The organism is Xanthomonas sp. F1, from assembly GCF_014199855.1.
This window is the reverse complement of sequence record NZ_JACHOK010000004.1, coordinates 1-15,409: the sequence shown is the minus strand read 5'-3', so window position 1 is coordinate 15,409 and position 15,409 is coordinate 1. Positions and strand designations below refer to the sequence as shown.

The 15,409-nt window shown below is 63.2% G+C and carries 8 protein-coding genes; 4 read left to right on the top strand and 4 right to left on the bottom strand.

The genetic code is table 11. The features are described 5' to 3' along the window. Positions 1-23 precede the first annotated feature (23 nt). From GGR71_RS10820 to GGR71_RS10805, 4 genes are all read right to left on the bottom strand, one after another. The gene (locus GGR71_RS10820; protein ID WP_160958437.1) at positions 24-1,055 is read right to left on the bottom strand and encodes an alpha/beta fold hydrolase; all 1,032 of its coding nucleotides are present in this window, start codon (positions 1,053-1,055) and stop codon (positions 24-26) included. A gap of 60 nt (positions 1,056-1,115) precedes the next feature. Then, complete coding sequence (locus GGR71_RS10815; protein WP_160958435.1) at positions 1,116-2,558, bottom strand: phenylacetate--CoA ligase family protein; 1,443 nt, start codon at positions 2,556-2,558, stop codon at positions 1,116-1,118. Positions 2,559-2,655: 97 nt separating this feature from the next. After that, entirely contained in the window at positions 2,656-2,901 is a 246-nt protein-coding gene (locus GGR71_RS10810; RefSeq protein WP_160958433.1) for a hypothetical protein, read from the bottom strand. Positions 2,902-2,980: 79 nt separating this feature from the next. Beyond that, on the bottom strand, positions 2,981-3,889 hold the full coding sequence (locus GGR71_RS10805; protein WP_160958431.1) for a CmcJ/NvfI family oxidoreductase: 909 nt from the start codon (positions 3,887-3,889) through the stop codon (positions 2,981-2,983). 524 nt (positions 3,890-4,413) lie between these two features. Between GGR71_RS10805 and GGR71_RS10800 the strand changes: the two genes are divergently transcribed. From GGR71_RS10800 to GGR71_RS10785, 4 genes are all read left to right on the top strand, one after another. Beyond that, positions 4,414-6,726 (top strand): M28 family peptidase, encoded by a 2,313-nt coding sequence (locus tag GGR71_RS10800; protein ID WP_160958429.1) that lies wholly within the window; start codon positions 4,414-4,416, stop codon positions 6,724-6,726. Between the two features lie 123 nt (positions 6,727-6,849). Further along, positions 6,850-10,032 carry a non-ribosomal peptide synthetase gene (locus GGR71_RS10795; RefSeq protein WP_160958426.1) on the top strand — a complete coding sequence of 1,061 codons (3,183 nt, stop codon included), beginning with the start codon at positions 6,850-6,852 and terminating at the stop codon, positions 10,030-10,032. Between the two features lie 26 nt (positions 10,033-10,058). Continuing rightward, on the top strand, positions 10,059-11,762 hold the full coding sequence (locus GGR71_RS10790) for a cyclic peptide export ABC transporter (protein WP_160958423.1): 1,704 nt from the start codon (positions 10,059-10,061) through the stop codon (positions 11,760-11,762). Beyond that, positions 11,678-15,409: amino acid adenylation domain-containing protein (locus GGR71_RS10785; RefSeq protein ID WP_456362612.1), on the top strand; the 3,732-nt coding region annotated here is incomplete at its 3' end. The genes GGR71_RS10790 and GGR71_RS10785, both read left to right, overlap by 85 nt.

Sequence of the window (15,409 nt, the reverse complement as noted above, 5' to 3'; positions counted from 1 at the left end):
CACACGCTGCGAAAAACACTGGATCAAGCATCGGACCGCAGGCTGCCATGCACGAAGCGCTCCAGGTAATCGGCGATCCTGGGGCCGTAGAACGCGGCGGCCTCCTCCGTCATCAGCACGTTGTGTCCGAATGGAACGCTCACCTCCTGCAGCGTTCCGGACACATATTCGTTCCACGAAAACGGATGTGCGGCGCAACTGACCAGAAGTGCGTCCCCTATGAAGACAGCGCGATGCTTGTACGACTGCAGGCGCACGTTGTTTTCCTTGATCGCACAGAGACGATCGAGCATGACGGCCTGACGCTCGGAGCCGGCATCGCGCACTTCTCGGAAACTCAATATTTCCTGGCTCCAATGCGCGCGATGGCTTGAAACCAACTGCTCGATCCACGGCTCGCCGTCGAAGGGAAATCCGTCGATCAGGACAAGACTGGCCACCTCAAGTCCGCGCTTCTGCATTGCGGCTGCAATGGCATGGGCCGGGATCGCTCCGAAAGACCAGCCGAGCAGATGATAAGCGCCGTGCACCTGAATCCGCTGGATCTGGCTAATGTAATCATCACACATTTCCTCAAGCGTGGCAGGCAAGGCTTCGTCATCGCGCATGCCACGCGCTTCCAAGGCGTAGACCGACATATCGGCCGCCAGATGCGGCAGCAATACCCTGTAAGGCCGCCCGAATCCGCTGGAAGGATGAATACATATCAGCGTGCGGTTGCGATCTTTGGGACTCAGCGCCAATGGCGCACCTTGCGGTAGCCGCTTGATGCGTTCTTCGAGCCACCTCCCCAAGTGCCGCACTGTCGATTGCTGGAAAATCGCTTGCAGCGGAACGGCGATGTCAAACGCGCTCCCGATGCGCCCCGCCAGCTGCGCTGCTTGTGCAGAAGTACCACCCAGGATGAAGAAGCTGCGATCCATGTCTATTCGGTCGATCGACGTACCCAACACGTCCCCGAAGAATCCCTGCACACACTGTTCGTGCCATGTCCGTGCGCCACGCAGACACACAGCCTCATCCTCATGCTCTCGCATCGGCCCCTCTTCGTTCATTGCCGGAATTCCGCGAAGACGCCGCCCCAAACCCGGAGACGTCGTGCGGTTCGATTGGCATCATGCCGCGCTCCATACTCCACCCGAATGCGCCTGCGCAATCAGATCGCCCTCCTCGATACCGTCGCATGCGTCGACATCGAGCGTCGCAGCGTTGTCTTGAAGCGCTTCCGCCAAGGCCTTGTTGCAGCGCAAGACCGCGCATCGGATGTCGGCAAGGACGTCGGAGCGCCGGCGTTCGGATAATCCATCGCAAAACGCCACCTCGACCTTGACTGCCACGACGCCCCCCTGCTGCGACCAGCGGGTCCGAAATTTCGGATGACCGACTGCATGAGGATCGCGTACCTGCTCAATGCCGGCGAAGCGTGCAGTGCGTTGGATCTCCGGCACTTCGTCCACTGCCTCAAGCACGGACGCAGGAGTGACCAGCCAACCATCAGTGCCAGGCTTGGGCACGCCGTATCGCGCACGACCGAGCGGCTTTATCGCCGTCGTCCCCGGGCGGCACGAGGAAGTATGCGTCACGTCGACGAGATCTCCAGTCAAGTATCGGATCAGCGGCTGCGCCTGTTGAAAGGGATACAGCGCGGTCAAGGCAAGCAGCCCCCGCCCGCTGGACATGGGCTTGCCGCTTTCAGCCCCGATCACTTCCGCGATGACGAACGGCTCGAAGTGGTACCAACCACAGGCCAGGCACTGGCTGGCACCGCCAAACACCTCGCTGACGCCGAAACGGTCGACGACCGGCGCCCCCCAAGTATCCTGCAGCCTGCGGCGCCAGGCCTGCGTCAGATACTGCGAGTAAGAAACCACCAGGCGAAGCGCCGTGGCGGGGAATCCACCCGGATAGGTTCGCAACGTGTCCAGAGTGAACGCTCGCAAGCAGCGTTCCAGGCCCATCAGCACCGAGCAGCGCGCATCCACGTTGGCGTCGTTGTGGCTGTGCAGGAGAGTGACCCGCCCGTACTCGAAACTCCCGGCATCGAATACGCTGACACGATGATAATGCGCGGCTCCTGGCACCCGGACGAGGTGGCCGTGATAAGGGTTCTTGAACTCCAGCCCCCGCAACAACGGCGCCGGCGGGCGATCGCGCAGCACCCTCGCGAAGAAGTCGGCAATGAACGCCTGCTCGCGGTCGCTGCGCACCGTGATCAGCGGGTTTCCGGTCGTCCCCGTGGTGAAGACGTCGTCGCAGATGACCCCTGCGCGATTCCTCGCTGCATCGCCGGCCGCACGGATGTGATCCTTCTCGACCAGCGGCAACTCTGCCAGGCTGTCGCGCCCACCATGCGGTAGCGAGCATTCCGACCAGTGTGCGCGATAAAATGGCGTATCGAGCGCGTTCGCGATCGTTCCAGGAAGAAGCGCACTGTGAAATGCATGCAGGGCCTGGATCGAGCCAGACTGCGATGCATCAAGCAGATCGCCGTCGTGCCGCATGAACTGGACGCCCCATTTTTCTGGCACCACCTGAAAATCCGGAAAGGACGAGCGCACCGAGACCTCGTGTACGCAGCACAGCCCGTGACTCCTCCTTCAAAAAAGCCGCCCTGAAGACCAGGGCGGCACTACGGCGTCGATCGCGCATCCATGCCTAGCCGACGCTGCCATTCTCGTTCACGAGAATCGAGCGAGCGACGTTCATCAGCTTGACCGTCTCGGCCGTCGTCATCGGACTCGCCGACGATGGCGCTTCGGCAGCCGCCTGCTCGCCGACCGGCTCTTCACCCGACGCGACAGGCACTTGCTGCGCAGAAGACTGGACCGTGCGCCAATCGTTTTCGGTCGCCTTCGCGTAGAGCTTCGCCACCGATTCAACCTGTTCTTCTTCGTTCGTCATTGCCAATCTCCCTGAAACGATGATCAGTGACCCGGACATGAAAAGCGGTGGAAATCTATCGGCGTGGCCCCCTGCGACACTAGTTGTAAAGCACCAGAAACCGCAGGTCGGCCGAACTACGCAGGTGACCGGTGGCCGGTCCCTGCGCATTGAAGAAGGCGGTATGCGGGCACACCCCAGCGATGTCGCGCAAGCCGCTATCGCTTTCCGCCGAGAGACTGCCATGCGATGCGAGCAGACTCCTGCTGGCGCTGTCGTGACATTTGAACAAGATGACTTCTTCCGGTCTCAGCCCGCTCCAGTGATACCAGCGATGTGCGTCGCTGTGCTTGAGCGAAAATCCTTCGCGATCCTGCACCCAGCGCTCATGCATCCATTCCGGAAGAATCCTGCGCGTAACCACCAGATCCTCCACCGGATCCACCGTACGGTAATCAAGCAACGCGAGCGGAAAGTTCTTGACCGGCTCGACGAACGCTCGCCAGACGTTGATGATCTGAAACCGACTGACATGGCGCGCGTGGCTGGCATGATGATCGAGCCGCGCCTGGGCACTGGTCGGGTTCTGGTCAACGTGCACGCGCTGATACGGCCCGACGAACGGATTGTTGACCAGCTTGACGGCCGATTCCGTATCTTTCTGACGGATGCATGTATCGAAATGCACGACATCATCCGCACCAAGCACGCTCTTCAGTAGATCCTTGGTTTCCTGGATGTAAGCTTCGATCGACGCATTTCCATACTCCAGAAAATCCTTTTGATCCACTGCAGTGGGGACGTCGAATTTCTGGAAACCCCAGCCATCCAAGGTCGGATTCAGATCGGGCGCGGTTCGTAGATCGTTTACCCCGAGCTCGATCCCGACTGTCCGGAAGTTGCAGATGACTTCCGGCGGACGCGTGGCCGCGTCGCATTGCCAGTTGTCCACCCTTCCTCCCGGGGTGAGGGGAGCGGAGTAATACAACGTCGTAGCTGCACTTTCCATTCTTCTCACCGCCTATCAATGGCCGTTGACGTCGGGACAGAAACCTCAAGGAAGCTGCGGTCTCTGCCGGCAAGCCGCTGCGATCGCCGCAGCAGCGCGAATGCGTCGAATATGCACTCGCTGAAAAAATCAGGGCCACCCCCTTCAGCGAGGAACCGATCCTACTCTCGGCAGATTCGCACTGTCAACGCAGATTCTGCGATACGCCGCTCAATCCAGCGCAGCTTTACGGAGACACTTCTAAACCGAAAATATGACCGTTCGACTGCATTTTCCTGCCCACTTGCAAACAGTGCGCGACCACACGAAATGCGACGCTGAAATCAAACAGAACTGGAAATTGTCTACCAAAAAAAACGCAGAAATGCATAGAGTTCGCGCCTATCGCCACGCCGACGCCGCCGTCGCCGCAACTTCACCGACAACTGCACGTCCTGCATGCTGCAACGCAACCAGAGCGGCGCGTTGGAGAAATGCAGTTCCTGCAACACATCGCATTAAGTTGCATCACATGGAGTACGGCCTTGACGCAACCAAATGTTCAGGCAGACCCCAAAGGAAATGGGAAATTAACGAATATCACATTCATTATCTCAGTCAGCCTCTTCATCATCTTCTCGGCGCTCGCGAAGTGGCGTCTTGAGCCGATTTCTCCGGCAACAACGACCGACGCGGACCGCTTTTCCGCCCATCGTGCCTTCGATGTATTGACGCGCATCCTGCCGCAGCAACTGCCACATCCTGTCGATAGCGAAGAAAACGACAAAGTACGCCAGCGGATTCTCGACACGCTGCGCGCATACGGCTATCAGCCGGATGTCCAACAAGCCACATCCTGCCGCAAGCTTCGGGTATACGTCTGCGCCAAAGTGGAGAACATCACCGCGTTGCGCAAGGGATCGGCAGAGGGCCAGACGCTGCTGCTATCTGCGCATTACGACTCGGTGGATGCCGGCCCCGGGGCGAGCGACGACGGTGCGGGCGTGTCAATCCTGCTTGAGACGGCGCGCATGCTTGCACAACGTCCTGCGAGCAGGAACAGCGTTCGCTTCCTGTTCACGGACGGCGAAGAAGCCGGATTGCTGGGTGCGCACGCATTCGCCACCCAGTCCCCGCTCGCCGCCCGTCTCGCAGTGGCGATCAACATCGAGGCACGAGGCACGTCCGGACAAAGCGCATTATTCGAAACCGGCAGCACCAGCGGCTGGCTGGTTGATGCATTCGCCGCCAGTTCCGTACGGCCGCTTGCCAATTCCCTGCTCAACACGGCATATGCGCTTCTGCCCAACGACACCGACCTGACGATCTTCAAATCGCACGGCATGCAGGGCGTCAACTTCGCCTATGGCGATCACATGGCCTACTACCACACGCCACGTGACAATCTGCAGTCGCTGAATCGCGGCAGTCTTCAGCAACAAGGCGACCACGTCTACGGACTGCTGATCTCGCTGCTGGATCGCGACATTCCCGCACCGGAGGCGATGGGCCGCCGGGTGTACACCGACATCATGGGAATGGGCATGGTTGGATGGCCGGCAAACGCCGGCGCCGGTCTTGCCATCGCGTTGCTCGGCATCTTCGCATTCTGCCACTGGCGCCTGGCACTGCGGCTGCCCATTGCCTGGGCCAGTATCCCGACCGGGTTCTTGCTGGTCGTCGCCTGTGCCATGACGGGCGGCCTGGTGGGCTACTTGCTGACGACCGCCTTGTCCCTGGCCAGTGGGCGCGATCCGCCATGGCACAGCGATACCGCAGCCAACCGGCTGCTGCTATGGACGTGCGTGCTAGTGGCGACACTGGCCACGCAACGCACGCTCAGGCGCTGGAGCAACCCCGAGGGGAGCTGGATCGGCATGGGATACGCGTGGCTGGCGGCTGGCGTGCTGACGGCCCTGTTCCTTCCCGGCATCAGCTACCTGTTCATCCTTCCCTCCATCGCGCTGTCCGCCGCGGCGCTGCTGCTCCTCATTGCCCCACGATTGCGCAAGGCGTCGCCCCTGGTTCTGTTGCTGCCGGCATCCGTGGCGTTCGCGATCTTGCTGAACGCGACATTCCTTTTCGAAATGCTGCTCGGATTCAATGAGGCAATCGGCGCTGTCGGCATGGGCGTGCTCATCGGTCTGGCTGCCTCATTCCTTGCACCATCGATGCCGACCGGCACGCCCTCCAGGACCCTGCGCTACGGCGGCGTCGCGATGCTGTTGGTCGTTGCCGGAAGCGCCTTCTTTTCGATAAGCGCCTCCGCCTACGACACAGAGCAGCCGCAGGCGGTGAACATCCTCTATGTACAGAGCGCCGACGGCGACGCCCATCTGGTCTCGTCGAGCGCATCCCCACCACTCGCTGTGGCCCGCGCGATGGGTACGGCCTCCATGAAACCCATCTTCCCCGAGTCCGGCGAGACCTATCTTGCTGCACCCGTGGCATCCATGTCGCTGAGCCCGGCAAACGTGACCGTGCTGCGAACAGAGCAAACCGTGACCGGAAGGACCACGACCATTCGCATCGATGCGGATGCCTCGATACGGCGCGTAGGCCTGTTCTTCCCTCAGGCGATGGGACTGCACTCGATCGAAACCGGAGGCCAGCGGATGGACTATGCGGGCAGCCTCTCCAGCTATGGCAACTACAAGGTCCTCAATTGCCGTGGCAGATCGTGCAACGGCATGCAGCTCACCCTCGCGATGGCCAGCAAGCGACCGTCGACCGTGCTGGTCAAGTCATTCTCACCCCTGGCCAAACCAGCCAGCGCGCTGGCGAATGTCAGGGACAGCGACGCCGTGCCTTACCAGGACGGCGACCAAAGCGTCGTCATCAGCAACGTCACTCTCTGATCCGAAAAAGGCGCTCCCGATCCATATCCGGCACCACCAGCAAGGCAAGCGTACGACGGCGGCGTGGGCCGCGTCGCACGCCAGGCATCACCGTATGGCGATGGAAGCGACTGGATAAAGCACATGGTTCTCGAATTGACACCGGCGCAGCAGGACATCTACCTGGAGGGACGACTCTTCGGGAAGGTGGTGAACAATATCGGAGGCTATCAGGTCTATCGCGGCGAATTGGATCTTGGCCGCTTTCGGCATGCACGCACCCGCCTGCTGCAGGAAAACGATGCCTATCGCCTGCGTTTCCGCGAAATCGAGGGCCGTTGCACGCCGTTTCTCAGCGACCAGCGCCAGACCGAACTGCGCATCGTGGATATCGCCACCGCGACGGCAGCGCTGGCCTGGATCGAGGAACGCATGGCGACGGCGTTCACCGACATCGCATCGGACGTATTCGAAGATGCGTTGCTGCGACTGGCATCCGACGAACACTGGTACTTCTCCAAAGCGCATCACCTCATCATGGATGGCTGGGGGTTCGCCTTGCAGATGCGCCGCTTTCTGGGGATGTATGCGGCATCGGGAGAGGCCGGGCCTGAAGGAGTGCCCGCCCATCCGCCCCGCTCCTTCGTCGATCACATGTTGCGCCAATCCGGCTATCGCGGCAGCCCACAGTATCTGCGCAGCCGCGAACATTGGCTGTCGCGCCACACTGGCGCAAGGGATGCCCTGTTCCCGCTTTCACACGCGCCGGCAGCAATTGGCAGCAGACGTGTCAGTGCAGTGCTGGATGCGGCGTTGCTCACCTCGTTGCGGGAACTGGCGGCCAACGCGAAGGCCGATCTGGTCGCGGTGATGCATGCAGCGTTGTACCTCTATTTTTCAAGGTCGCACCAGCGTACGGATCTCATCATCGGTTCGCCTGTGCACAACCGACGCAACGCGGACGACAAGGACACCATCGGTTCCATCGTCAACGTCAACATGCATCGGTTCGCCGCCCAGCCCGGCATCTCCTTCATCCAATTGGTCGAATACGTGGCCTCGGTGCTGCGGCAGGACTATCGCCATGGCCGCTTCCCGCTCGGCGACCTGGTCAGGGCCCTTCGCGAAGATCACGGCACCAGCGACGAACTCCCATACGAAATCGCCTTCAACTACCAGAAGTTGGATTTCGATTTCCAGATCCACGGCGAGCCGGTGGAAACGCATTACATGTCGCACTCGTGGGAGCGCGTCCCACTGACCTTCGTACTTTGCGACTACGGCAACCAACACGTACGGCTGCATCTTGACTATGCGCTCGGCCATTTCGACGAGGCCGCCGCGCAGACCATGCTCGACAGGCTGGTGTACGTCCTGCACCAGGTCGCCGCCGATGGCAGGCAGCGTGTCGCTTCGTACCGGCTCCTGCTTGCGGAGGAATGGCAGAATCAGTTCAGCGCTTGGCAAGGCGCCAACGTCGCGTTGCGCGCGGGCGCCTGCATCCACGATTTCTTCGAAGAGCAGACCAAGCGCACACCCGAGGCCATTGCCGTGGTGTGCAGCCGTTCCACGCTCACTTACACCGAACTCAACAGCCGGGCCAATCAGCTGGCCGCCCGGCTGATCGAGCAAGACGCCGGCCCTGGTCACATGGTGGGTGTGTGCCACGGCAGATCGCTGGAACTGGTGATCGCGTTGCTGGCCGTGCTGAAATCCGGCGCTGCCTATGTGCCGATCGACCCTGCCTATCCACCATCGCGGATACGGCACATTCTCGACGATGCGCGCCCCGCGATCCTGCTCGCCGACGCGATGGGTGCCCAGGCCCTGGGTGATCTCGGCAGGACAGCAATCCGTACGGACCTCCCTTGCGCGAAGGCCGGGCGGGACGATCGCACAGCTGTGAATCCGTCACGCGCGACGACCCGGCTGTCCGCACGGGAAGTGGCCTACGTCATCTACACTTCCGGCTCGACAGGGCGACCCAAGGGCGTCCTGATCGAGCATCGCAATGCCGCCGCGTTCATCCAATGGGCACTCGCGCACTATTCGGCCAGCGAGTTGTCCGCGGTGCTCGCTGCGACATCGATCTGCTTCGACCTGTCGGTATTCGAACTCTTCGTGCCGCTCGCCAGCGGTGGCCGCGTTGTTCTGGCAGAGAATGTACTCGCGCTCAGGGACCAGCAGTTCGACGGCCTCTCGCTGATCAATACGGTTCCATCGGCCATCCGAGTACTGCTCGATGCCGAAGCCATTCCCGCCTCTGTGCGCTGCCTCAACCTGGCCGGCGAACTGCTGCAGCAGGAGTTGGTGGACGCGCTTTATGCGCAGCTTGCGGACGTGAAGGTCTACGACCTCTACGGCCCGTCCGAAAGTACGACCTATTCCACAGTGTGTCTGCGCAGCAAGGGCGGGGATGCCTCCATAGGAAGGCCTATCCACAACACGCAAGTCTACGTTCTGGACGAGGCAGGCGATCCGCTTCCGACCGGCATGGTCGGCGAGCTCCATATCGCCGGCGCCGGCCTGTCCAGGGGCTATCTGAACCAACCGGCCCCTACGGCGGAGCGGTTCGTGTTCAACCCCCACGCCGACACCCGCGTCTATCGGACCGGCGACCTGGCGCGCTGGACCAGCGATGGCCGCCTGCAGTACAGGGGACGCAAGGACAACCAGGAGAAGATCCGCGGCTACCGGGTCGAGCCGGGGGAAGTCGAAGCCTGTCTGCTGGAGCATCCGGCGGTCAGCGAATGCGTCGTGGTCGGCCACGGCACGGCGGGGGCCGCCGAAGGCAGGATCCTGCTGGCCTATGTCGTCGTCGCGTCGGCGGGCGAGGACAACGCAGCTCCCACCACGTCCGAGGTGCTGGACGATCTCGCCAGATTCCTGGCCATGCGCCTGCCGGCACATATGCTGCCATCGCGCTTTATACCACTCTCCACGCTGCCGTTGACCCCCAATGGCAAGGTGGACCGCAATGCATTGCCGGCGCCAGGCTCCGCACCACACCGTGCGGCTACCGACGCGGCACCCGGCAATGACACCGAACAGCGTCTGGGCATGCTGTGGCAGGACACGCTGCAGCAGGAAGGCATCGGCATTGACGAGAACTTTCTTTCGAGAGGTGGCGACTCCTTGCTGTTGCTCAAGCTCGCCTCGTCCATCGAACGCGAGTTCGCGCTGCGCATCGACCTGCCGCTGCTGTTCTCCAACCCCACGATTGCCGCACAAAGCCGCTTGCTGATCCAGCAACTGGAACTGGAACGCGTGCGACACGCGGCATGCGATCTCCAGGAAGCGGCATCGGACACCTTCATCGATCTTTGAGCGCGCGCAGGACGGACTATCAAGCCATGGTGTTGGACGTCGTCAAGCAGAGCAAGCCGCAAATCGCGCTCGCCAGCGCGATCAGCATCGCCGCCGGCGCAGCCAATATCTGGCTGTTGGCCCTGGTTGGCCGCGACATGCGCGCCACTGCCGCCGCACCGGACGCAATCGTCGAGTTTGCGGGCGCATTGCTGCTGATGGTCGGGTTCGGCCTGGTCTCCCAGGTCGCGCTGTCGCGGCTCAGCGCCAACATGCTGCATGGCCTCCGGCACAAGCTGGTGCAGGCCATCAGCCACCTGTCGGTTCGCAGGATCGAAGCCATCGGACGGCATCGGCTGTACGCCGCGCTCACCCGCGACGTCCCTGCGTTGCACGACTTCCTCGTCGCGCTACCGAACTACGTGTTCAACATCACAGTGGTGCTGGCGTGCCTGGTCTATCTCGCCCTCATCTCCTCCCGGCTGTTCCTGGTCTTCTTCGTACTCCTCGTCATCGGCCTCTACGTAGCCAAGGTCGTCATCGCCGACCGGGCGGAGGCGCGCTTCCAGTTGCGCCGCAAGGTCGAGAACGATCTGTTCAAGTGCTACGAGGCGGTCATCGACGGCAGCAAGGAACTCAAGCTGAACCGGGACCGGGAGGACTGGTTGCTCCGGGATGAACTCGAGGGATTCGCCCAGAAATACAAGGACGCCACCAAGACCGCAGAGCTGTTCCTCAACATATCCAATAGTTGGGCGAGCGCAATCATCTTCATCGGGGTCGGCACCCTGCTGTTCCTGTCCTCGCACATCGGCGTAACGGACCGCGAACCGGTGGTGACCTTCGTGCTGACCATTTTCTACATCGTCGGCCCACTGACGGTACTCATCAATTCGTTCCGCACCGTGCATGCGGCCAAGGCGGCCATCGCGCACCTGCATACGCTCAGACTCGACGCCACGGATACCGCGTCCTCTCCCCCCTTGGCGATGGAACCATTCCAGTCGCTATCGGCGAGAGGCCTATCGTTCCGCCATGACACTCCGGACGGAGAATGCCCCGGATTCAGTGTCGGCCCGCTGGACCTGGACATCGCGCGCGGCGAGATCGTCTACTTCGTCGGCGGCAACGGAAGCGGCAAGACCACCGCGGCAAAGCTGCTCACCGGACTGTACGAGCACCATGCAGGCGACGTACTGATCAATGGCGTGCAACTGGCCGACCAGCGGGCGCATTTCCAGTACTTCTCTGCAATTTTCCAGGATTACTACCTGTTCGAAACGCTGGTGGCCAAGCGCGGCCAGGAGATTGAGCCGGAGCAGGTGCGAGCCTGGCTGGACAGGCTGCATCTCTCCGACAAGGTCAGCGTCGAGCGTGGACGCCTGTCGACCACCAGGCTGTCCTATGGCCAGCGCAAGCGTCTGGCGCTGCTGATCGCCTACTTCGAGCAATCGGAGATCTACGTCTTCGACGAATGGGCCGCGGACCAGGATGTGGAGTTCCGCGAGTTCTTCTACGGCAGCTTCCTTCCAGGACTGAAGAAGTTGGGCAAGACCTCGATCGTGGTCACTCACGACGAGCGTTACTTTCATCTCGCCGACAAAGTGCTGAAGTTCGACAACGGCGCGATTGCATCCACCACCCACAACACTCCGACCGATGAAGTATGGGTGGAACGCGGCAGCATGCCAGGCAGCCGCCAGCCCGCCATGAACCCTTTTTCTTTGGAACGGACGTCTGCGCGCACATGAACATTCACGATCTCCTGAGCGAATGCGTTCGCCGCGGTGTCCGTCTAGCCGAGAACAACGGCGATCTGCGCGTCCACTTCGATGGCCCCCCTCCGGATCGTGCACTGCTGGATGCTTTGCGCCGGCACAAGCAGGACATCCTGCAACAGCTGAACAATTCGGAGGCGCGGCATGTCGCGGGCATCCCGGCCCTGGCCCCGGAAGCCAGGACATCGGCTCCGGCATCCACCGCGCAACGCCGCATGTGGCTGCTCCACATGCTGGAGGAGGAGAATGGCGCATACAACATGGTCGGCGCCTACCGCGTGCACGGCAGTTTCGATGTCGCGTGCATGCGGGCCGCGCTGGACACGCTGGTGGTGCGCCACGAGGCCCTGAGGACCGTCTTTGCCGAGGAAGACGGCGAGCTGCGGCAATGCGTGCAGCCCATCGGGCGTGTGGCATTCGAGCACATCGATCTCTCCACGGTCACACCCGTTGAAGCCGAGCATGCGCTGCAGCGCGTGCTGCAGCGCGAGAACCATTGGCGTTTCGACCTTGCCGCCGGCCCGCTGCTTCGCGCCACCTGCAGTGACCTCGGCAGCGGCAACTGGATGCTGCTGCTGAACATTCACCACATCGCAGGGGACGAGTGGTCCATCGGCATTCTCGAGCGCGAGATCAGCGCGCTCTATACGGCCCTTTCCACCGGCACGCAGCCTGCACTGCCGGTACCGCCCCTTCACTACATCGACTACGCAGCATGGAGCAACCGGCAGGCGCAGGGCATCGAACAGTTGGCGCAGCTCGACTATTGGAAAGCAAAGCTGGCTGATTTGCCGACGTTGCACAGCCTGCCGCTGGACAAACCGCGACCTGCGGTCCAGATCAACGACGGCGGCACCGTCCGCCGGATTCTGCCGCAGCGCTGGCTGCAGGCCGCGCAGACGCTGTGCCAATCCAGCAACGCCACGCTTTTCATGTATCTGCATGCGGCACTGGCCATTGTCCTGTCTGCTTACAGCAACGAGGACGACATCACCCTGGGGTTCCCCGTCAGCGGCAGGCAACGCAAGGAGCTGGAAACGGTCGTCGGCTTGTTCGTCAATACGTTGGTACTGCGCGTGCCAGTGCGCGGCAACGTGACGTTCGCCGATACCCTGGCGCTCAGCCGGGAAGCGGTGATCGAGGCGCTGCAGCATCGTGACGTACCCTTCGACACCCTGGTCGACGCCTTGTGCTCGGGGCGCAGCCCGGCTTACACGCCGTTGGTGCAGATTTTCCTGGCGCTGCAAACACAGCAGCGCGCCGGGTTGCACCTGCCTGGCGCGGAGGTCGAGGCACTGGACAACCGCGGCGCTCCAGTGAAGTTCGACCTGCAGGTGGACGCCGTTGCGTCGGATACGGGATTGGTCGTGGATTGGCGCTTCAACCGCAGCCTCTTCGAGGATGCCTCGATGGAGCGCATGGCAGATGCGCTGGTCCGCGTGCTCGAGGCGAGCGTACACGCGCCGGACCAGCCGCTGTCCCGCATCGACCTGCTGGCGCCGCAGGAACGCCAGCTGTTGCTGGAGACCTGGAACCAGACCGCGGCGCCCTATCCCGACGATCGCTGCCTGCATCAGTTGTTCGAGGCGCAGGTGCAGCGCAGCCCGCACGCCACCGCCCTGGTCCTGGACACGCACACGCTCAGCTACGCCGCACTCAACGCGCAAGCCAACCAGCTCGCGCACCACCTCATCGCCCAGGGCCTGCGCCCCGATGGCCTGGTCGCCCTGTGCGTGCAGCGCTCCTTCGCCATGGTCGTGGGCCTGCTCGCCATCCTCAAGGCCGGCGGCGCCTACGTGCCGCTGGATCCGGACTATCCCGCCGCTCGCCTGCAGCAGATCCTCGACGATGCCGATCCGGCCCTGCTGCTGGTCGACGCCGCCGGCCGCGTCGCCCTCGGCGCCGAGGCGATGGCGAACCGCCACGTGCTGGACCTGGACCAGCCGCATCCGGCCTGGCACCAGCAGCCGCACACCGATCCGGATCCGCACGCCCTCGGCCTGCACGCCCGCCACCTGGCCTACGTCATCTACACCTCCGGGTCCACCGGAACCCCCAAGGGCGCCCAGAACGAGCACCGCGCCCTCGTCAACCGCCTGGTCTGGATGCAGCAGGCCTATCGCCTCGACGCCCGCGACGTCGTCGTGCAGAAGACCCCCTTCGGCTTCGACGTGTCGGTCTGGGAGTTCTTCTGGCCGCTGCTGAACGGGGCCACCCTGGCCCTGGCGCCGCCGGGGGCGCACAAGGATCCCGATGCCCTGGCCGCACTGTTCGTGCACCACGGCGTGACCACCGCGCATTTCGTGCCTTCCATGCTGGCCCTGTTCCTGCAAGCCGCCGGCGTCGAACGCTGCACCACGCTGCGCCACCTGATCTGCAGCGGCGAGGCCCTGCCCGCCAGCAGCGTGCGCCTGGCCCAACGGCGCCTGCCCTGGACCGCCCTCCACAACCTCTACGGCCCTACCGAAGCGGCGATCGATGTGACCGCCTGGACCTGCCCGCCCGCCTTCGCCGGGGAGAGCGTGCCGATCGGCCGTCCCATCGCCAACACCACGATCTACCTGCTCGACGGCAACGGCCAACCGGTGCCGCTCGGCGCCGTCGGCGAACTGCATATCGGCGGCGTCGGCGTGGCCAGAGGGTATTTGAACCGCCCCCAGCTCACCGCCGAGCGCTTCCTCCCCGATCCCTTCGCCGCCGATCCTGAGGCACGTCTGTACCGGACCGGCGATCTGGCGCGCTATCGCGCCGATGGCGCCATCGAGTTCCTCGGCCGCATCGACCACCAGGTCAAGCTGCGCGGCTTCCGCATCGAACTGGGCGAGATCGAGGCGCGCATCGCCGAACATCCTGCCGTGCACAGCACCGTCGTGCTGGCTCTGGGAGAGGCGGCGCACATGCGCCTGGTCGCCTATGTCGTCCCGCGCGAGACCTCCGCCGATGCGCCCAGCGATGCGCTGGTCACCACCTTGCGCCCGTTCCTGGCCCGCACTTTGCCCGACTACATGGTGCCGGCCGCGTTCGTGTGCCTGCCTGCCCTGCCGCTGAGCGCCAACGGCAAGCTCGACCGCAAGGCCTTGCCCGCGCCGCAGGACGACGCCTTCGCCCGGCATGCCTATGCGCCGCCGCATCCTGGCACCGAGGCCCTCCTCGCCGAGGCCTGGTGCCGGTTGCTGGGGCGCGAACGGATCGGCCGCCACGACCAGTTCTTCGCCCTCGGCGGCAACTCCCTGCTCGCCGTGCGCCTGCTCAGCCGCATCGAGGCGGCCTGCGGCGTGCGCCTGTCGTTGGCCGAGGTCTTCGCCCACCCGACGCTACGCGAACTGGCACAAGCCGTCACCCGCCACCAGACCGGCGTCGCCACGGCGGCGTTGCCGGCCATCGTCCCGGTCCACCACGGCGACACGCTGCCGCTGTCCTTCGCCCAGCAGCGCCTGTGGTTCCTGGCCCAGCTCGAAGGCACCGGCACCGCCTACCACATGCCCGGTGCGCTGCGCCTGCGCGGCGACCTCGACCCGCTCGCCTTGCGCCGTGCCCTGGACGCCCTGCTCCAACGGCATGCCGCCTTGCGCACCGTCTTCGCCACCAGTGCCGATGGCCAACCGCTGGCACACCTGCTG